The sequence below is a fragment of the Sporofaciens sp. JLR.KK001 genome, assembly GCF_036941055.1.
GTDB lineage: Bacteria > Bacillota > Clostridia > Lachnospirales > Lachnospiraceae > Sporofaciens.
The window spans coordinates 1,388,513-1,407,494 of sequence record NZ_JAYMNO010000001.1; the positions used below are offsets into that span (position 1 = coordinate 1,388,513).

Consider the following 18,982-nt stretch of genomic DNA (forward strand, 5'->3'; position numbering starts at 1 on the left):
TCTCTCTAAATTTTTAATGCTGAAAAATTTATCAATTCTCCGGCGGTTTATCGAACTCCTGCAAGGTCCATACAGTTTGCTGATATTTGTTTTTCCATAACCATATGTTTACATGACAGGTAAGTGGCAATGAAATATCCACCATACACGATCAAGAACATCAAAACAGTAATACCAATATTTGTAGATATGTGCATATTTAGAAATTCTTCTACAATCGCTGTGATTTTTCCAATTCCAAAGACTGAAAACATTCCTGCAAGCAAAAGCGGCGAGGCAAAGAATATCGCTATCTGCTTGAATAATGCTCCGAAAAGCAACCGGCTATCCGTTCCCAGCTTTTGTAATAAACCATATCGGTAAATATTATCTGCGGTTTCTGTCAACTGTTTTAGGGACAGCAGCGCGGCGCATATCAGCAGAAATACCAGCCCGATATAGCAGCATAAGAATACCAGCAACGCGCAGGAGCCGTAATACATACTGCTCAGCATGTTTTTTTCAGTATACCGATACCCCTCTGTTTCCCATTCTAGCCCAATCGGTATCATTTTCTGCAATATTTCATCTGTATTTATACCGGGTTTATACTGTACTAACAAAATATTCATGTCTTTTGCTAAAGATGCAGCGATATGATCGGGAACAATAAAGGTTCCCCTGTCATTATTGCCTACCGAAGTCATCAAAACGGTTTCACCCAGCGGCTTCTTCCCACCCAGTTGTAAAATTGTCCCATTCATGTCAATTTCCGTACAGGACTGCAAAAACGAATCAATATATTGCAAAGTACCTTTGTAATTACAGTTCAAGAGAAATTCATTATCAGCAAGATTTATGGGGGATTTCCCCTGTGCCGCTAATGCTCGGTTAAAATCTGAAATGGAAACTACCGAAACACCCATTTCGGGAATGTTTTCGTCAATGTGCCATAAGTTTAAGTCCTGCCCTTCAAATAAATCTCCATAGGTTATTTCTGCTTCATAAAGGCTGATCTGCGCCAAGCTGTCTGCATAGATACCCATATCCACGTCCCTTGATTTCAGGTATGCCGCAATGTCTGTTTCTCCCGCTACATCAATATCCGCAACAACATTCAGATCATAAGGAAGCGCAGCCTTAGACGTTTCATTCATGGTTAAAGCAGAACTTATCCCCACGGATATACCACAAATAGATATGGTAAGCAAAGCACATACTATGCTCATAGTCATAAAATCTGTCTGCACTTTACTTCCAATCTGTCGGCTTAAAAAGGTATTCAGCCCTTTCAGATAAATTTTTCTGTTTGCCTGTATTGCTGTAAGCAATACTGCCGATACAGAAAAGAAGAAAAGCGCTGTCCCTGCTGCTAATAAAACTACTGCAATCTGAAACCATGAATTTTCGCGGCTGGGAAGTATACCATAGTGCTGAATAATCACGCCGGAAGAAACAATACAAAGGATAGAAAGCGCGGCTAAAGAAATCCCGGCGGCTTTGTTCCTTAATGCCATGACTTCATTCTTCCTGCCGGCGGTCAACAGATCAATCAGCCTGACCGAAGAAACCGTGCGCACATTAAAAATCATAACAATCAGAAAAATCAATACAAAACAGCTGATTGTCTTTTTCAGCGCACTTATGGAAAAAACAATTTGAAACTTACTCATATCTATTGCAAACAGGCGTAAAGAAAATATGGAAAGTCCCTGTGACAAAAGCAACCCTAATATAATCCCAAACACAAGGGACAGAATACCCACGCATAAGGTTTCCCCTGCAAAAATCTTTGATATTTTCCCTTTTTCCATTCCTAACAATGTATAAATCCCTAATTCCTTTTTCCTGCGTTTTAAGAGGAACTGATTTGCATACAGGATAAGAAATGCAAGCACAATAGCCACTACAACAGATAATACAGAAAGCAATATCCCTAGCTGGTCAGAAAGCATTTGCTTTGTTGTGTCAAGATCATTTAATGCTGGCTGGGTCTGAATGGAATTGAAAGCGTAAAACATACTTACCGAAACCGTAAGCGTCAGAAAATAAATCATATAGTCCTGTATGTTTTTGCGTACATTGCGAATAATCAATTTACCTTCTATCATTGTTTTCACCTCCCAATACAGAAACTACCTCCATGATTTCTTCAAAAAATTCTTTCCGTGATTTTGTCCCACGGTGAATTTCATTGAAAATTTTCCCGTCCTTAATAAAAAGAATACGGCGGCAATAACTGGCTGTGAAAGAATCATGCGTTACCATGAGGATTGTTGCAGAAAGGTTTTGGTTCAATTCTTCCAGCATATCCAAAAGCATATGGGAAGAACGGGAATCCAACGCTCCCGTAGGTTCATCAGCCAAAACAAGAGCCGGATTTGTTACCGTTGCACGGGCGGCGGCTACACGCTGCTGCTGTCCGCCGGACATTTGATAGGGATATTTTTCCAAGACTTCCGTGATATTCAATGCCCTTGCAATTTTCTGTACCCTTTTATCAATCTCTTTTGCTTTTATGCCGGAAATGGACAGGGCAAGGGAGATATTCTCATACGCAGTCAATGTATCAAGCAGATTAAAGTCTTGAAAGATAAAGCCCAGCTTTTCGCGCCGAAAAGCTGACAACTGTTTTCCGCGTAAAGTAGTAATGTCTTTCCCCTCAACTAAAATTTTTCCGCTGGTTACTGTGTCGATTGTGGAAATGCAGTTCAGCAATGTTGTCTTACCAGAGCCGGACGCACCCATGATACCGACAAATTCCCCTTTGTGGGCAGACAGGGAAATACGATTAACAGCTTTGGTAATGTTTCCTTTGTTTCCATAATATTTTTGAATGTTTGAAACCTCTAAAATCGTGGGGGTCATAATTTTGCTCCTTTCATCGTTGATTTCGCCAGACTCAAGAAAATACGAAGTATTTTCTTTCGTTGAAATATCAAAATTGCCATGCGATTTTGATATTTCATATTGTACATTCAGAAATTAAAATGTGCCATTAAATAAAATTACATTTACATTACCGAAATGTAAGGTTCCACGCTTCGCGAGTCTTCTATTGTCATGAATAAAGATTTTCTTTGGGGAACGTAATCTTTACGGTTGTCCCATTTTCAAAACTGCTTGCCGCCGATATTTCCATATTCATCTTATGGCATAATTTCCGGCATAAATATAACCCAATACCTGTTGACTTTCCAAATTTACGCCCATTTTCCCCGGTAAATCCCTTATCAAAAATCCTCAGAATATCTGCTTCGGTTATACCAATTCCATTATCAGAGATAGAAAGGCTGCACCCGTTATCAAAAGAACTCCCCTCAAAAGTGAGGATCAGATTTTCTTTTGCATATTTAACAGAATTAGCTATAATCTGCCCTATAATGAATACACACCATTTCCGATCAGCAAATACTGGAATATCCAAATTCTCAAATACAGGTCTGCCGTGGGCATCAATGATCTGTTTGGAATAGCTTTTCAACGCTTCCTGTACCAATGGTTTCAAGGTTGTCTCTTCTATTTTAAAATCTTTTTCCAATGTTGTACTTCTCGCATAGAAAAGAGCTTGTTCTATAAAATGGTCTATTTTATTCAATTCATCATCTATGCGGATTGTAGAAATATTCTTGTCATTCTCAATGATTAAATGGGCAGAGGTTATCGGCGTTTTTATTTCGTGTACCCACATTTCGATATATTCCCGGTACTCTTGATTAGCAGCTCCCGCTTCTGCCAACTTATCATTCATGTACTTATTAGACAGGTGTAGAATTTGATATAACAATTTCCCGTCAAGAAATCCCGGCTTTTCTACAAGCTCTGCTAATAAAGTCTTGTCGTCAAGTCCGTCAAATAAAGCCATAAATCCGTAGTAATATTTCTTTTTTCTTATGTAGTCCCAAACAAACGCTGCAAGAAAGGAAAACCCGAATATTATTTCGATATAAATAATAAATTCATAACGCAATCCCATTAACCAAAGAAGCCCCATAGAAAAAATAATAGCTGCCAAAAACAGTACAGCAGAAAAAAGGCGGTCAATTATATAATCGGTCAGTTTCATACTTTGTACCCCAATCCACGTTTTGTTTCCAAATAATCGGGCGCACCGATCTCCGATAACTTCTTACGCAATCGCACAATATTGACATTGAGTGTGTTTTCGTCTATAAATTCGTCGCTTTGCCATAATTCATCTATGATCGCGTCACGCGGTATCACATTGCCTTTGTTTACGATCAGCAAACGCAGTATGCCAAGTTCATTTTTTGTTAAATCTACCTCTTTATCCCCATAAGAAGCAGCAGCCTTTAGCAGATTGATTGTCAGACCTTTATGAATAAGGACAGAATTAAGTTGTGCTTCATAAGTCCTTTTTAATATTTTTTGAATACGCGCTATCAATACCTGTGCGTTATAAGGCTTTGATATAAAATCGTCTGCACCGATATTCAAGCTCATCAATTCGTCAAAGTCTGTGTTTCTGCTTGTCAGAACGATAATCGGAATATCCGATTGTTTCCGAATCTCACGGCATATCGTATAACCGTCTTGATATGGCAAGTTTATATCCAACAGTACAAGGTCTGCTTCCGCTTTCAAAATATGATCTGTGATATGTGCGAAATCAGTGCTGCTTTCATAAGCATAGCCATATTTCTGTAACAGAACGGACAGCTCTTTACAAATCTCTGTTTCATCTTCAACAATAAATATTTTCACTTTCTGTTTTCCTCCCGTTTTCTTTTATCTGCTGGCTTTTCAGCGTCCTTTGGTATCAGCCACAAGCGGCTGAATTTTGCCACGCCCGGTATACGGTTTTCTTCACATAGCTTTTGCACTCGTCTTTCTGAAATGCCCCATTTTTTCGCCGCTTCCGGGGCAGAAATAAACTCTAACATTTTCTGTCTCCCTCACTTTCTATAAGTTCCTTCGCTATAATTATATACGGTTAAACGAATAAAATCAAGAAATTAAATACTACTTGACATTTCCGGAAGAATCCCAAAGCAGGAAACATGGTGTCGCCCAGCAAACTAAAGTTCCTATCTCCCGCACAAAAACATCGAATTAAAATCTCATCTCCTTAATACTGTCTATCAGAGCGCGCTGTAGGAAACGGCGCATTTTCCTCTTACCATTCCTGCCTGTTCCGATATAGTTTTTTTGGAACGAAAAAATGGCGGCTTTACCCCTCTTGTATTTTCGGAGGGTGTAACAGCCCTCTAGACGAAAGAAAGGAGGGCGATACAATGTATGTTACATATGCTGATTTAATTCAGATTGGAATACTCATTGTTGCCCTTGCTAACTTGTTTTATCAGATTTACAAGGGAAAAAGAAATAGCCGCCACTACTCGCAATAGTGACGGCTTGCCTCTTATGAGGTAAAAAGTTATTGTTCGGGGGTAGAGCCGCTTCTGTGGCTTTCCCATTTCTATCTATAATATAGCATATCATATTTTAGTGCAAGAGAAAAAATGCGGGTGTACTTGTGCAATATATAGAAAACATCGCTTTCAAAAACTACATATTATAAGTGGGGTAACAATATGTTTATGTATAAATTATTTCCTGCTCTACGATTTCCCTTGCATATACGCTAAGATTGTTGACTTTTCCTGTACATTCTAAGGCGTTTCTGCCTTAAGCTGTTCCGTTCTGCCCTGTGATTGCTTCATGTCCTCTATGAGCCTGTGGGAGCGTTCCTGTGCCTGCCTGTCGATGTCAGCAAGATAGGCGTTCAGTCTGCCGCTTGTGAGAAGATTGGTATATGTAACTTTGCGGTACTGCTTCAGATAGTCCAGATGCCGCTGTCCCCATATTCCTATTGCCTGTTCTTCTTCAGCGGGTACAGTTAAGCACGGTATTAGAGAATCTCCTTGCTGTTCATATTCGCCGCCTAATCTCTCAAAGATTGATTTGCCATTTTGGAATTCCTCCGTATGATTTGAATTTGCCTACAATCCAATCATTCTGGCTGATTACGAAGTCTTTTGTTTTAACTTCCTTATGAAATGTCATCCTTTTGAGGGTTCTTGTATTTATAGTATTCCGATATGATACACGATCACGCTCATCAGCCACGCGATGAACATCTGATAAGCCAGGATCTCTAAGGTCTGTTTCACACTTTTCAGTTCCCTGTGGATTGTAGCGATGGTGGCGGTACAGGGAATATACAGCAGGCAGAATACCATCAGTGCGTAGGCGTTCGCCATGCCGAAGCCAAGACCGCCTAAGGTGGCGACCATGGCGTCCATGCCGCCCGCGGTCGTGATATTCTGAATTCCGAACAGTACGCTGCAGCTTGATACGACCACTTCCTTTGCCGCGATTCCGGCGATCAAAGCCACAATGATCTGCCAGTACCCAAGTCCGGCGGGTTCAAACAGAGGAACGATTGCTTTGCCGATCAGAGAACCGAAGCTCTGGGTGATATCCGTGACGTATCCATGGGGACCGAAGTTTAAGATGACCCACATGATCACAGATGCAACGAAGATGACGGTTCCGGCCTTACTCAGATAATCCTTGATCTTCTCCCATACATAGATGAATATGGTCCGGGCATTGGGGGACTTGTATTCCGGAAGCTCGATAAGCAGCGCGTGCTCGGCCTTGCTTCCGTCGATCCTTGAGAGAATGTACGCGGTTGTGATGGCGACGGCGATACCAAGCAGATACATGGAATAGCAGACGATCATGGCGTATCTTCCGAAAAACATCGAAGAGAACAGGACGTAGATGGGAAGCCTGGCGCTGCAGGACATAAACGGTGTGATCAGTATGGTTTTAAAACGGTCGCGCCGGTGTTCCAATGCCCTGGAGGCCATGATGGCGGGAACGGAACATCCAAACCCTAAGAGGAGGGGGAGGAAAGCACGCCCGGACAGGCCAAGCCCGCTCATGATATCGTCCATGACGAAGGCTACTCTCGCCATATATCCGCTGTCCTCCAACAGGGCCAGCGCCAGGAATAGGATGAAGATATTCGGCAGGAAGGTCAGGATCCCGCCAACGCCCGAGATGATCCCGTCGATGACCAGGGATTTCAGCATCGGGCTTACATGGAGAGAGTCAAGTCCGCCGGCGGTAAGCAGTGAGATCTGTTCCAGCGCGATCTCAAAATATCCCTTTAGCCAGTCGCCGATCGTGAAGGTCAGGAAGAATACCAGCGCCATGATCCCAAGGAAGATGGGAAGTCCGAAGAACCGGTGCGTGAGATAACGGTCTATCCTGTCGGTGGATTCTTCCTTGGCGGATTTGTTGACCAGGATCTCGTCGATGACCTCCTCGATAAAATCATACTTCTGGTTGATGATATCCTTCTCATAGCTGCGGTCAATGACATCGTGAAGGTCAAGAGGATGGCTTTCGGTTACATTTTTGTCCATCTCAAGCAGCTTGATGGCGTGCCATCTCAGATTAGCCACGTCGGGGTATTGTTCGGTCAAATGTCTCATAATGATGTCGATCTTGTCTTCAATATAGTCCTCGTAGACCATGGCGTACTCTTCGTGATGATTGTGCATGTGGGAGGAGGACTTGCCGGTATGGTGGTGGATAAACGGACCGGCCTCTTTGTTCTGGCTGTGGTGGGCAACCGCATGCATCAGAATGGAGAGGCCAGATTTCTTCCTGGCGGAGACGGGGATGGCCGGTACGCCGAGCATCTCAGGGAGACGATGGAGATCGATCTCCATACCGCGCTCTTCCACGATATCCATCATGTTCAATGCAAGAACGACAGGCTTGCCAAGCTCGATGAGCTGTAGCGTCAGGTACAGGTTGCGTTCCAGGCAGGAAGTATCGATGACGTCGACGATCACATCTACTTCATCGCTCATAATACATTCCCTGGAAACAGTCTCTTCCATAGTATAGGAAGTCAGGCTGTAGATACCTGGCAGGTCAATAAGCTTGAATTCCTGCCCTTCGTAGACCGTTTTCCCTTCTTTCTTCTCTACCGTTACGCCGGGCCAGTTGGCAACCTTCAGGTTCGCCCCGGTAAATGCGTTAAAGAGGGTGGTCTTCCCGCAGTTTGGATTGCCGATAAAGCCTACATTGACGGTCTTTTTCATAGTTCCTGCACCTCCGTAACTTCTATGTGGTCTGCGATCCGCCTGCCCAGAGCGAACCGGGTACCGCGGAATCTTGCGGTGAGAGATCCCTTCTTATCATTGTTCAGTATCGTGATGAGAGACCCCTCGGTGAGTCCAAGCGCTTCGAGGCGCCGTTCTAACTGAAGTTCCATATCTATGGACCGGACACGGTAGGTGAGATGATTCTTCCCTTGTTTGAGTGTCATATGTATCGCTCCTTGTAAATGTTATTGATTCTTATTATCTATTGTAAATCTATCATATCACTATTTGACGAAGATAGCAATGTGAAGTATACTGGTAAACATAAGATTTATTGACAGTTACCGGAGGAGAAAGATGCAGATATACTATTTTGTTTCGTATTTTTTTATATATGGTTTTTTAGGGTGGTGTACGGAGGTTGCGTTTGCAACGGTTAAGCAGAGGAGGTTCGTGAACAGGGGATTCTTGAACGGGCCCATCTGCCCGGTCTACGGGATAGGGGTCGGCAGTGTCGTGATTCTGTTAGAGACGAAGGAGTTGAGTATCGCGGCGCTGTATCTGGTGTCCACGGCGCTGGTCACTGCGATCGAGGGAATGACGGGCTATCTGATGGACAAGATCTTCCATCACAAGTGGTGGGACTATTCGAACCAACCGCTGAATATCGGAGGATATGTGTGTCTGGTCTTCTCTCTTGCCTGGGGCGTTGCCTGTGTGGTGATCGTAAGAGTGATCCATCCGGTGTTCCGCAAAGGGGTTGAGATGCTTCCGTTTACTTTGGGAATCGTGTTGGCTGTAGTGTTTTCGGGAGTTACATTCGTTGATATGTGCGCTACGGCGGCGGAAGTCCTGAAGCTTAACAAGAAGCTTGAAACGATGGATAAGATCGCCGGAGAACTCAAGGAGATCTCGGACAGGCTGGGTGAGAATATCCATGAGAATGTGATGGAGACTCTGGAGCGGTCTCAGGAGACGAGAAGGCAGTTGGAAGAGTCGGCAGCAGAACTGCGCGGGAAGCTTGAGAATGCGTCGGAGGAACAGAAGAGATTCATAGAAGAGCGGATTGAGCGTATGGAGGAGAAGATACGGGAGAACCGTTACAGGGAAGAGCAGAGAGCGATCACGGCAGAGCTTCGCGGCAAGTACGCAGAATTGAAGGGAAGATATACAGAACTTTCGGAACGCACTACACGGATCACCAGACGTCTGCTTGGAGCATTTCCGCGGATGCAATCACGGCATCATGGAGAGATGCTTAATGAGCTGAGGTCACGCATGAGAAGAAAGGCAGAGTAACAGTTCAGGCAGGTCTGAGCATGTACTGCGCTGACCGTGTCATAGAGTAGGTTCTGAAAGGATCCGGCTCATTGCGAATAACCGAACTTCTTGTAAAGTAGGTGCATCTGTGGTAGAATACCACATATGATTGTTTGATTAAATAGAAGAACAGGAGGAATGTCGTGATGGGAATGACAATGACGCAGAAGATTTTAGCTGCTCATGCAGGACTGGATTCTGTAGTGGCAGGGCAGCTTATTGAGGCAAAGCTTGACGTAGTTATGGCCAATGATATCACAGGACCGATGGCGCTGCCCATATTTAATGAGATGGCCAAGAAGGTATATGATAAGGACAAGGTAGTTCTTGTGCCGGATCATTTTACACCGAATAAGGATATCAAATCAGCGGAGAATTCCAAGTCGATCAGGGAATTCGCAAGAGAGCAGGGGCTTACCTGGTATTTTGAACAGGGCAAGTCAGGAGTTGAGCATGCGATTCTTCCGGAAGCAGGCGTTGTCGTTGGCGGAGAGTGCATCATCGGGGCAGATTCTCATACTTGTACATATGGAGCGCTTGGAGCATTCTCTACCGGAGTGGGTACAACGGACATCGCGACGGGTATGGCGACCGGCGAGCTGTGGTTCAAGGTGCCAAGCGCTGTCAAGTTCGTGCTGACAGGGAAGCCGGGACCGTATGTCAGCGGCAAGGATGTGATCATCCATATCATCGGTAAGATCGGTGTGGACGGGGCGCTCTACAAATCCATGGAGTTCACAGGCAGCGGCATTGCGAATCTTTCTATGGACGACCGTTTCACCATGGCGAATATGGCGATCGAAGCGGGCGCTAAGAACGGGATCTTCCCGGTGGATGAGCAGACGGAAGCATATATGAAGGAGCATTCGAAGAAGGAATATAAGATCTATGAGGCGGATGCAGACGCCGAGTATGACGAGGTAATTGAGATCGATCTCGCGGAAGTGCGCCCAACGGTTGCATTCCCGCATCTTCCGGGCAACGCGAAGACCATCGACGAGATCGAGGCGATGGAACCGATCAGGATCGATCAGGTTGTGATCGGGTCCTGTACCAACGGACGTATGGAGGATATGCGCAAGGCGGCGGCGATCCTCAAGGGACAGACGGTGCATCCGGATGTGCGTGTGATGGTGATACCGGCGACACAGAAGATCTATAAGCAGTGTATCGCGGAGGGTCTTCTGGATATCTTCGTGGATGCGGGATGTGCGGTGAATACACCGAGCTGCGGGCCTTGTATGGGCGGCCATATGGGTGTTATGGCGGCAGGCGAGAGATGTGTATCCACGACGAACCGTAACTTTGTAGGACGTATGGGACATGTGGATTCCCTGATCTACCTCGCATCGCCGGAGGTGGCGGCAGCGAGCGCGATCGCGGGACAGATTGCGAATCCAGAGAAAGTAGGTGGCAGATAATGAGAGCGACAGGACATGTATTCAAATATGGAGATAATGTGGATACGGATGTGATCATTCCGGCAAGATATCTGAATTCTTTTGACGCCCAGGAGTTGGCGAGCCATGCAATGGCGGATATTGATCCGGAATTTGTGAACAGGGTGAAGCCGGGAGATATGATCGTTGCCAATAAGAATTTTGGATGCGGCTCTTCCAGAGAGCATGCGCCGCTGTGTCTTAAGACCGCGGGGGTGAGCTGTGTGATCGCGGAGACATTTGCCCGAATCTTCTACCGGAATGCCATCAATATCGGTCTGCCGATCATCGAGTGCCCGGAGGCTGCGAAGGGAATCGAGGCAGGGGACGAGGTGGAAGTAGATTTCGACAGCGGGATGATCTATAACCGCACCAAAGGTACGGAATTCAAGGGACAGCCATTCCCGGAATTCATGCAGAAGCTGATCGCGGCGGGCGGACTGGTTAAGTACACCAACAGCAAGAGGTAAGAAGAAGGAGAAGAAGATGAGTCTGTATTACAAAAGTACAAGGAACTCTGAATTAAGAATGAGCGCGTCTGAGGCAATCCTTAAGGGGCTGGCGCCGGACGGCGGATTGTTTGTGCCGGAGAAGCTGCCGGTTCTGGATGTTTCGATGGAGGAATTAAAGGGTCTGTCTTATCAGGAGACGGCTTATGCGGTGATGAAGCAGTTTCTTACGGATTTTACCGAAGAGGAATTGAAGGACTGTATTGCCAGGGCATATGACGCCAAGTTCGACACGGAGGAGATCGCGCCGCTTGCGAAGGTGGACGGGATTTATTATCTGGAGTTGTTCCACGGAGCGACGATCGCGTTCAAGGATATGGCGCTGTCGATCCTGCCGCATCTTATGACTGTATCTGCGAAGAAGAACCATGTGGAGAATGAGATCGTGATCCTGACGGCTACCTCCGGGGACACAGGGAAAGCGGCGCTTGCAGGTTTCGCTGATGTGAAGGGGACCAGGATCATCGTATTCTATCCTAAGAACGGCGTAAGCAAGGTCCAGGAGCTGCAGATGGTGACCCAGAAGGGAGGGAACGTAGCTGTGGCTGCGATCCATGGGAATTTCGACGACGCCCAGAACGGGGTGAAGGCGATCTTCGAGGATCAGGAATTTGCGAAAGAGCTGGCCGGGAAGGGCTATCAGTTCTCATCTGCCAATTCCATCAATATCGGCCGGCTGGTTCCCCAGGTTGCTTACTATGTCTATGCCTATGCGAAATTATTGGAGAATGAAGAGATCGCGGACGGAGAAGAGATCAATGTGGCGGTTCCTACAGGGAATTTCGGCAATATTCTTGCCGCATACTATGCGAAGCAGATGGGTGTGCCGATCGCGAAGCTGATCTGCGCGTCCAATGAGAATAAGGTGCTGTTTGATTTCTTTGAGACGGGTACCTATGACAAGAACCGTGAGTTTGTGCTGACCTCGTCTCCTTCTATGGATATCCTGATCTCCAGTAACCTGGAACGGCTGATCTATCTGATCACCGGAGAGGATTCAGACAAGACGAAGGAGCTGATGGCGGGGCTTAAGAACGGAGGAAGCTACGCGGTCACGGACGAGATGCGGACGAAGCTTGCTGATTTTGCGGCTGGTTTCGCGTCGGAGGAAGAGACTGCCGCCTGCATCAAGCACATTTACGATAAGACAGGATATGTGATGGATACGCACACGGCTGTCGCAGCGCATGTCTGCGGACAGTACAGGAGCAGAAGCGAAGACGCCAGGAAGTGTGTGGTCGCATCGACTGCCAGTCCGTACAAATTCGTCAAGAGCGTTATGACGGCGATCGACGGGAAATATCAGTCCGAGGATGAATTCGCGCTCCTTGAGGAATTGAAGAGAGTGTCGGGCGTAGAGCTGCCCCAGGCGATCCGGGATATCCTTGATGCCAAGGCGCTGCATACTTTGGAGTGCGATGCGGACAAGATGAAGGAGCTTGTGAGAGATCTGTTATAGAAGACAAAACTGTAAAAAAATGGGTTTTACGGATTTTTGTAATTGTTATTGAAAAAAGTGAAATAATAGAGTATAATAAGTCTCAGGAAACCTGGGGTGCTCGATACTCTTGTAATTTTGAACCTACAAAACTTTAAACGGGACTCTTATATCTCCGTAATATGCCAGGCCTCCAAGTTATGCAGTGGAAGGCAGAAAAGCGGATGCGGACACCCACCTAGCATATGCTAGGAGTCAAAATACAGGAACCGGCATTTTGGGGGAGCTACAAATGATAAAAGGCAGTCTTTTATGGCTGTCTTTTTTGTACATATTTAGGAAACTTTGATTGTTGTATCGGATCCGGCGAAGCCGGGTTCTTACTGTGTGGAGAGATATAATGGATGTGAAAAACAGGAAGAGGAATCTGATCCGCCATTTTTTCGACGGGTCTAAGAGATATTTTGCAATAGCGGTGCTGGCGTCTCTGACGACGACGGGTCTGAATGCGCTGACGCCTCAGATCTTCCGGTTCAGTATTGATTCGGTGCTGGGAGGGGATAAGTATGAGTATTTGTCAGAACACCTCTGGATGCTGGCGGTTCTGCTGGTTGCCGTTGCGCTGCTGTCAGGGATATCACAGTACATATGCCGGTCGAACACGGCTATGGCGGGAGAGACATTTGCGAAGAATATGCGGGATGAATTGTTTACCCATGTGCAGAAGCTGCCTATGGAGTGGCATGATCAGAACCAGACCGGCGATATCATACAGAGGTGTACCTCGGACGTGGAGGTGATCCGTAATTTCGTGGTGACCCAATTGCTGGAGGTATTTCGTACCGTATTTCTGATTGTGACGTCTTTCGCGATGATGATGTCGATGAATGTAAGATTGTCTCTGGTGGTTCTGTTGTTTGTTCCGGTTGTTATCATATATTCGGCGGTATTCTACCGGCTGATCGCGAAGCGTTTCATAGTGGCGGACGAGGCGGAAGGGGAGCTGTCGACGGTGGTGCAGGAGAACGCCACCGGAGTCCGTGTGGTACGTGCGTTCGGCCGTGAGCGGTTTGAGATGGACCGGTTTCGGGAGAAGAATGAGATATTTGCGAATCTGTGGATCAGGCTTGGGACCCTGTCAGGGTTATACTGGGGCGTGGGCGATCTGATCACGGGGCTTCAGGTGGTTACGGTTATCGTGCTGGGAACGGCGGAAGCAGTACAAGGCAGCATCTCCGTCGGAGAATTTATTGCATTTGCATCGTACAATACGACGCTGGTATGGCCGATCCGCGGGCTTGGACGTATCCTTTCGGATATGAGCAAGGCGGGGGTCTCTTTCGAGCGTGTGGATTATATCATCCGGGCCGGAGAGGAATCCTATGAAGAACCAGAGAAGGCGGACAGTTCCCTGAGGGAGATGCCGGATAAGAGCGATATCGTATTCGACCATGTGAATTTCGGATACGAAGACGGCAAGACTGTGTTATCGGATATCAGCTTCCGGATCCCGGCGGGATGTACGTTTGGTATCCTTGGGGGCACCGGCAGCGGCAAGTCGACGATCGTGCAGCTGTTGATGCGTCTCTATGAACTTGCGGACGGACAGGGAAGTATCAGGATTGGCGGGAAGGATATCCGTGAGATCCCGCTTCACGAACTGCGGGGCCTGGTGGGTATGGTCCTGCAGGAGCCGTTCTTGTATTCCAGGACGATCCGGGAGAATATAGCCGCGTCTGCGCCGGATGCGTCCATGGAGGAGATCCGCCGTGCGGCGAAGATTGCCTGTATTGATGATGCGGTCATGGCATTTCCGGACGGATACGACACATTGGTAGGGGAGCGGGGCGTCACGCTCTCCGGCGGCCAGCGCCAGAGGGTTGCGATCGCCAGGATGCTGCTTGAAAAGGCGCCGATCATGGTGTTTGACGATTCCCTGTCTGCGGTGGATTCCCAGACAGATGCACGGATACGGAGAGCGCTTGGCGAGCATATGAAGGAGACGACGGTGATCCTGATCTCCCATCGGATCACCACGCTTATGGGAGCGGATCAGATCATGGTGCTGAACCGCGGCCGCATGGAGGAATCAGGTACGCATTATGAGCTGATCAAGAATGGCGGACTGTATCAGAAGATCTATGAGATACAGATGAGCCAGGATGACAGAGAGAGGATGGAGGTGTAGAAGATGGCGGCATACGAAGAGCAGGAATATGACAAACCGTTCAGCATCAAGGTATGGGGGAAGATGCTGCCGTTTTTCAGGCCTTATAAGAGATATTTCGCTGTTACTCTGGGACTCAATATCTTCCTTGCGGGGATCGACGTGGCGGTGCCTCTGTTCCAGAGCTACGCCATCGACCGTTTTATTACTGCGGACAGGCTAACGGGCCTTTCCGGGTTCGCGCTTGCTTACGTGGCCGTGATCGTGATCCAGACGATGTGCGTCTATTTCTCGGTCCGCGCGGCGACGACCATTGAGATGAATGTGGGTAAGGATCTGAAGTGGGCGCAGTTCGAACATCTGCAGAGATTATCATTCTCCTACTATAATACGACTCCGGTGGGATATATCCATGCCAGGGTGATGAGCGATACTTTAAGAATTGCCACGGTGGTTGCCTGGGGGCTTGTGGATATGTTCTGGGCGCTGCTCTATGTGGTCAGCGTGTTTGGGATCATGTTTTTCCTGAACGTGAGGCTGGCGTTGGTGATCTTGCTGATCGTGCCCTGTATCGCGGTGTTGACGGTCTATTTCCAGAATAAGATCCTTCATTGGAACCGGAAGGTGAGGAAGATCAACGCACAGATCACGAGCGCATATAACGAAGGGATCACGGGGGTCAAGACCTCCAAGAGCATGGGGATCGAGGAGGACAATGAGAAGGCTTTCTTCGAGAGGACGGCACAGATGCACAGGGCGGCAAGCCATTCGGCGAAGCTGAACGCAGTCTATATCCCTACGATCCTGCTATTTGGTTCGATTGCGGCGGCGGTAGTGCTGGCACAGGGCGGATACATGGTGAAGGAGGAGATCATGAAGCTTGGGACGCTGTCGGTGTTCATCTCTTACGCGGTGATCATCTTCGAGCCGATCCAGCAGCTTGCAAGGCTTCTGGCGGAGCTGATCTCCTGTCAGGCGAATATCGAACGTGTGATGGATCTTCTGGAGCAGGAGCCGAATGTGGTGGACAGAGCGGAGGTGCTTGAGAAATACGGAGATGCATTTAATCCCAAGAGAGAGAACTGGGAGAAGATCAAGGGAGATATTGTGTTCGAGGATGTATCCTTCCGGTATCCGGACGGGAAAGAGTTCGTTCTGGAGCATTTCGATCTCCATGTACCGGCGGGCATGAACGTGGCCATCGTCGGAGAGACCGGGGCGGGCAAATCTACCCTTGTGAACCTGGTGGGCCGCTTCTTCGAACCGACGAAAGGAAGGATCCTGATCGACGGCGTAGATTACAGGGAGCGATCCCAGTTATGGCTGCACAGCCAGATCGGCTATGTACTGCAGAACCCGCATTTGTTCTCAGGGACAGTCCGGGAGAACATCCGTTACGGGAGGCTTACGGCTACTGACGAGGAGGTCGAGGAGGCGGCAGGGAACGTGTCGGCAGACGAGGTCGTGAGGAAGCTTGAGAAGGGATATGACAGCGACGTAGGAGAGAGCGGCGGGAGGCTCTCTACCGGAGAGAAGCAGTTGATCTCTTTTGCCAGGGCGATCCTGGCCAGTCCCAGTATCTTCGTGTTGGATGAAGCGACTTCCTCCATCGACACGCAGACGGAGCAGTTGATCCAACAGGCGACTGCGAGGCTGCTCAAGGGGCATACTTCCTTCATCATCGCACACAGGCTGTCGACGATCCGTCAGGCTGATCTGATCCTGGTGGTGAAGGACGGGAAGATCATTGAGCGGGGAACCCACAAGGAGCTGCTTGGCGTCAGAGGATATTATTATGAGCTGTATTCCAGACAGTTTGAGGAAGAGGCTTCTATGAGGGCATTCCAGAATTTTTAAGAACCATTTGTGTTTCTCGCCGTATATTAGAGATGAGGTGGGAAAATGAATGGTATGATATGGACATTACTTGGGACACTTCTGACCTTCTCGGTGACGACGCTTGGAGCGGCGGGAGTGTTCTTCGTGAAGAAGGATATGGGAGGCAGGATTCAGAGCGGCTTTCTAGGGTTTGCCGGAGGGGTGATGATCGCTGCTTCGGTGTGGTCGCTGCTGCTTCCGGGGATCGAATTCGCGGAGGAGAACGGGCAGATCAGCTGGCTTGTGATGACCGGCGGGTTTCTTCTGGGCGTGTTGCTTCTTCTGGCGGTGGATTATCTGATCGGGAGATGGGAGAATTTTGGGGTGAAGAAGAATACCGCCATGTTGGTGACGGCGATCACAGCCCATAATATCCCGGAAGGGATGGCGATCGGGCTTGCGTTCGCACTGGCGGCACAGAATCCGGAGGATGCGGCGCTATTTTCCGGGGCGGCAGCGCTTGCCCTTGGGATCGCGATCCAGAATTTCCCGGAGGGGACCGCGGTTGCCCTGCCGCTGATCCAGAACGGGTTCAGTAAGAAGAAAGCATTCCTGATCGGAAGCATGTCGGCGGTGGTGGAGCCGGTGTTCGGTGTTGCGGCGGCAGCGCTTGCGGGGACGGTGAGGGCGGGTATGCCCTGGTTCCTGTCGCTTGCGGCGGGGGCGATGATCTATGTGGTCGTTCAGGAGCTGATACCGGAAGCCAATGCGGGAGAGAATGAGAAGTCCGGGACTCTGGGATTCATTGTTGGTTTTCTGGTGATGATGATCCTGGATGTGGCGCTTGGATAAGGAAGGAGATACATATGAGACGAAGCCATATAGCGGCCGTTGCATTAGCGGCGGCCGCAGCCGTATGCGGATTGGCAGGATGTACGAAGGATGAAGGAGAGATAGAGAAGGGGAAGCTGTCCATACTTGAGAAGGAGAATCTGGAGGATGAGACGGAGCTGTCTGTCCTGTATACGGGAGAGAATATCGGATGGACGGCTGCGATGGAGGAGCTGTGCGAAGAATTCACAAGCGAACATCCAGGTATCTCTATCGTCACAGAGCATTCCAACAACGGAAGCTATACGGAGCAGTTGAAAGCCAAGGAAGCGCTGGGGGAATTCCCGGATATCTTCGAGATAGAGGATCCATATATGTTCCTTGAGGCAGATAAGCTTGGGCCGATCTCAGCCGATCTTGGGAAGCTTGCCAAGAACCCCATCCAGATCGACGGGGCGGTCTATACACTCCCGTTCTATGATACTTCTATCGGGATCATCTACAATCAGGTTATATTCAAGCAGTATGGGCTGTCCGTACCGGCTACTTATGATGAATTTATCAGTGTGTGCGAGACGCTTAAGGAGAATCATGTGGCGCCTCTTGCAGTGGGAGGAAGCCGAAGCGACACCAACAGCAATTGGCTGAATTATTTCTTCCTCACCAGGGTAGAGGCGAAGAATCCCGGATGGCAGAAGAAGAGGGAAGCCGGAGAGGTATCTTTCCAGGATGAGGATATGCTTGAGGTCCTGAAGGAATATCAGGAATTCATGAGCGGCAGCTTCGTTCTTGAAGATTCCATCAATATGAATGATAATCAGATCATTGTACAGCTCCTGAATCAGAAGGCTGCGATGTTTCTGACAGAGCCAAGTATGTTTACAGAGATCCTGGAATCCTACCCGCTGGCCAGCGAATCGGATAAGACGACCCTGGGTGAAGAGCTTGAGGAGGATCCGGTGCAGTTCCGAATGGGCTGGTTCTATATGCCGGATCAGAAGGGGGAACCGGTGGTGATCCATAAGTCAGGATCGCAGCTTGCGATCTCAAGGGAATGTGCCGCGGATCCAGAGAAGAAGGCGGCGGCAGAGAAGTTCCTGAAATTCAGCTATCAGAAGGAGAATTACCGCAAGATTCTGCAGGCGATGTATGCCATGCCTACGACGAAGGACGCCGTACTGTATGCGGCGCCGATCGTGCAGCAGAATCTCCTTACTTCTTACCGGTATGCGGATAAGATCGAGACATATTTCGGTAATTTTGAGACGCCGGAGAATTTCACGCAGGATATGGAGAATATCTTGTATTCTCTGGCAACGAATACCATTCATGTGGAGACGGCGGCAAGGCGGCTGGATGAATCATGGAATGATGCGCAGACCATACATTAG

At 48.1% G+C, this 18,982-nt stretch carries 15 protein-coding genes, 1 other RNA gene and 1 pseudogene; 9 read left to right on the forward strand and 8 right to left on the reverse strand.

From position 1 onward, the window contains the following. Nucleotides 1-47: 47 nt before the first annotated feature. The 8 genes and pseudogenes from VSQ62_RS07530 to VSQ62_RS07565 all read right to left on the reverse strand — a co-directional run bounded on the left by VSQ62_RS07530 (nucleotide 48) and on the right by VSQ62_RS07565 (nucleotide 8,293). On the reverse strand, nucleotides 48-2,090 hold the full coding sequence (locus VSQ62_RS07530) for an FtsX-like permease family protein (RefSeq protein WP_334634084.1): 2,043 nt from the start codon (nucleotides 2,088-2,090) through the stop codon (nucleotides 48-50). After that, a complete protein-coding gene (locus VSQ62_RS07535) occupies nucleotides 2,077-2,847 on the reverse strand; it encodes an ABC transporter ATP-binding protein (RefSeq protein ID WP_334634086.1) in 771 nt (256 codons plus the stop codon). The genes VSQ62_RS07530 and VSQ62_RS07535 overlap by 14 nt, the downstream gene beginning before the upstream one ends. A gap of 193 nt (nucleotides 2,848-3,040) precedes the next feature. Beyond that, a complete protein-coding gene (locus VSQ62_RS07540) occupies nucleotides 3,041-4,045 on the reverse strand; it encodes a sensor histidine kinase (RefSeq protein WP_334634088.1) in 1,005 nt (334 codons plus the stop codon). Next, nucleotides 4,042-4,704, reverse strand: coding sequence for a response regulator transcription factor (locus VSQ62_RS07545; protein WP_334634089.1), 663 nt, complete (start codon nucleotides 4,702-4,704; stop codon nucleotides 4,042-4,044). The genes VSQ62_RS07540 and VSQ62_RS07545 overlap by 4 nt, the downstream gene beginning before the upstream one ends. After that, the gene (locus VSQ62_RS07550; RefSeq protein ID WP_334634090.1) at nucleotides 4,701-4,883 is read right to left on the reverse strand and encodes a helix-turn-helix domain-containing protein; all 183 of its coding nucleotides are present in this window, start codon (nucleotides 4,881-4,883) and stop codon (nucleotides 4,701-4,703) included. Before VSQ62_RS07550 ends, VSQ62_RS07545 begins: the two co-directional genes overlap by 4 nt. A 655-nt stretch (nucleotides 4,884-5,538) precedes the next feature. Next, nucleotides 5,539-5,900, reverse strand: a pseudogene (locus VSQ62_RS07555) (TnpV protein). A gap of 126 nt (nucleotides 5,901-6,026) precedes the next feature. Beyond that, entirely contained in the window at nucleotides 6,027-8,066 is a 2,040-nt protein-coding gene (gene feoB, locus VSQ62_RS07560) for a ferrous iron transport protein B (RefSeq protein WP_334634092.1), read from the reverse strand. Beyond that, the gene (locus VSQ62_RS07565) at nucleotides 8,063-8,293 is read right to left on the reverse strand and encodes a FeoA family protein (protein ID WP_334634094.1); all 231 of its coding nucleotides are present in this window, start codon (nucleotides 8,291-8,293) and stop codon (nucleotides 8,063-8,065) included. Before VSQ62_RS07565 ends, feoB begins: the two co-directional genes overlap by 4 nt. Before the next feature lie 133 nt (nucleotides 8,294-8,426). Between VSQ62_RS07565 and VSQ62_RS07570 the strand changes: the two genes are divergently transcribed. The 9 genes from VSQ62_RS07570 to VSQ62_RS07610 all read left to right on the forward strand — a co-directional run bounded on the left by VSQ62_RS07570 (nucleotide 8,427) and on the right by VSQ62_RS07610 (nucleotide 18,982). Continuing rightward, nucleotides 8,427-9,368, forward strand: a complete 942-nt coding sequence (locus VSQ62_RS07570; protein ID WP_334634095.1) for a putative ABC transporter permease — start codon at nucleotides 8,427-8,429, stop codon at nucleotides 9,366-9,368. A 167-nt stretch (nucleotides 9,369-9,535) separates the two neighbouring features. Next, nucleotides 9,536-10,810: a 3-isopropylmalate dehydratase large subunit gene (gene leuC, locus VSQ62_RS07575; protein ID WP_334634096.1), complete on the forward strand. Its 1,275-nt coding sequence runs from the start codon at nucleotides 9,536-9,538 to the stop codon at nucleotides 10,808-10,810. After that, nucleotides 10,810-11,298, forward strand: coding sequence for a 3-isopropylmalate dehydratase small subunit (gene leuD, locus VSQ62_RS07580; RefSeq protein ID WP_334634097.1), 489 nt, complete (start codon nucleotides 10,810-10,812; stop codon nucleotides 11,296-11,298). Before leuC ends, leuD begins: the two co-directional genes overlap by 1 nt. A gap of 16 nt (nucleotides 11,299-11,314) precedes the next feature. Beyond that, complete coding sequence (thrC, locus tag VSQ62_RS07585; protein WP_334634098.1) at nucleotides 11,315-12,796, forward strand: threonine synthase; 1,482 nt, start codon at nucleotides 11,315-11,317, stop codon at nucleotides 12,794-12,796. Nucleotides 12,797-12,881: 85 nt separating this feature from the next. Then, nucleotides 12,882-13,063, forward strand: a non-coding RNA gene (ssrS, locus tag VSQ62_RS07590) — 6S RNA. 112 nt (nucleotides 13,064-13,175) lie between these two features. Beyond that, nucleotides 13,176-14,963: an ABC transporter ATP-binding protein gene (locus VSQ62_RS07595; protein ID WP_334634100.1), complete on the forward strand. Its 1,788-nt coding sequence runs from the start codon at nucleotides 13,176-13,178 to the stop codon at nucleotides 14,961-14,963. A 3-nt stretch (nucleotides 14,964-14,966) separates the two neighbouring features. After that, nucleotides 14,967-16,799: an ABC transporter ATP-binding protein gene (locus VSQ62_RS07600; RefSeq protein ID WP_334634101.1), complete on the forward strand. Its 1,833-nt coding sequence runs from the start codon at nucleotides 14,967-14,969 to the stop codon at nucleotides 16,797-16,799. 45 nt (nucleotides 16,800-16,844) lie between these two features. Continuing rightward, the gene (locus tag VSQ62_RS07605; protein ID WP_334634102.1) at nucleotides 16,845-17,612 is read left to right on the forward strand and encodes a ZIP family metal transporter; all 768 of its coding nucleotides are present in this window, start codon (nucleotides 16,845-16,847) and stop codon (nucleotides 17,610-17,612) included. Between the two features lie 14 nt (nucleotides 17,613-17,626). Continuing rightward, nucleotides 17,627-18,982, forward strand: coding sequence for an ABC transporter substrate-binding protein (locus VSQ62_RS07610; RefSeq protein ID WP_334634103.1), 1,356 nt, complete (start codon nucleotides 17,627-17,629; stop codon nucleotides 18,980-18,982).

Excerpts from the sequence above, each read along its gene's own strand:
- VSQ62_RS07595 (WP_334634100.1), top strand. The coding sequence starts at position 13,176 with ATGGATGTGAAAAACAGGAAGAGGAATCTGATCCGCCATTTTTTCGAC.
- leuC (WP_334634096.1), top strand. The coding sequence starts at position 9,536 with ATGGGAATGACAATGACGCAGAAGATTTTAGCTGCTCATGCAGGACTG.
- leuD (WP_334634097.1), top strand. The coding sequence starts at position 10,810 with ATGAGAGCGACAGGACATGTATTCAAATATGGAGATAATGTGGATACG.
- VSQ62_RS07605 (WP_334634102.1), top strand. The coding sequence starts at position 16,845 with ATGAATGGTATGATATGGACATTACTTGGGACACTTCTGACCTTCTCG.
- VSQ62_RS07530 (WP_334634084.1), bottom strand. The coding sequence starts at position 2,090 with ATGATAGAAGGTAAATTGATTATTCGCAATGTACGCAAAAACATACAG.
- VSQ62_RS07610 (WP_334634103.1), top strand. The coding sequence starts at position 17,627 with ATGAGACGAAGCCATATAGCGGCCGTTGCATTAGCGGCGGCCGCAGCC.
- VSQ62_RS07535 (WP_334634086.1), bottom strand. The coding sequence starts at position 2,847 with ATGACCCCCACGATTTTAGAGGTTTCAAACATTCAAAAATATTATGGA.
- VSQ62_RS07570 (WP_334634095.1), top strand. The coding sequence starts at position 8,427 with ATGCAGATATACTATTTTGTTTCGTATTTTTTTATATATGGTTTTTTA.
- VSQ62_RS07600 (WP_334634101.1), top strand. The coding sequence starts at position 14,967 with ATGGCGGCATACGAAGAGCAGGAATATGACAAACCGTTCAGCATCAAG.
- VSQ62_RS07540 (WP_334634088.1), bottom strand. The coding sequence starts at position 4,045 with ATGAAACTGACCGATTATATAATTGACCGCCTTTTTTCTGCTGTACTG.
- feoB (WP_334634092.1), bottom strand. The coding sequence starts at position 8,066 with ATGAAAAAGACCGTCAATGTAGGCTTTATCGGCAATCCAAACTGCGGG.
- thrC (WP_334634098.1), top strand. The coding sequence starts at position 11,315 with ATGAGTCTGTATTACAAAAGTACAAGGAACTCTGAATTAAGAATGAGC.
- VSQ62_RS07550 (WP_334634090.1), bottom strand. The coding sequence starts at position 4,883 with ATGTTAGAGTTTATTTCTGCCCCGGAAGCGGCGAAAAAATGGGGCATT.
- VSQ62_RS07565 (WP_334634094.1), bottom strand. The coding sequence starts at position 8,293 with ATGACACTCAAACAAGGGAAGAATCATCTCACCTACCGTGTCCGGTCC.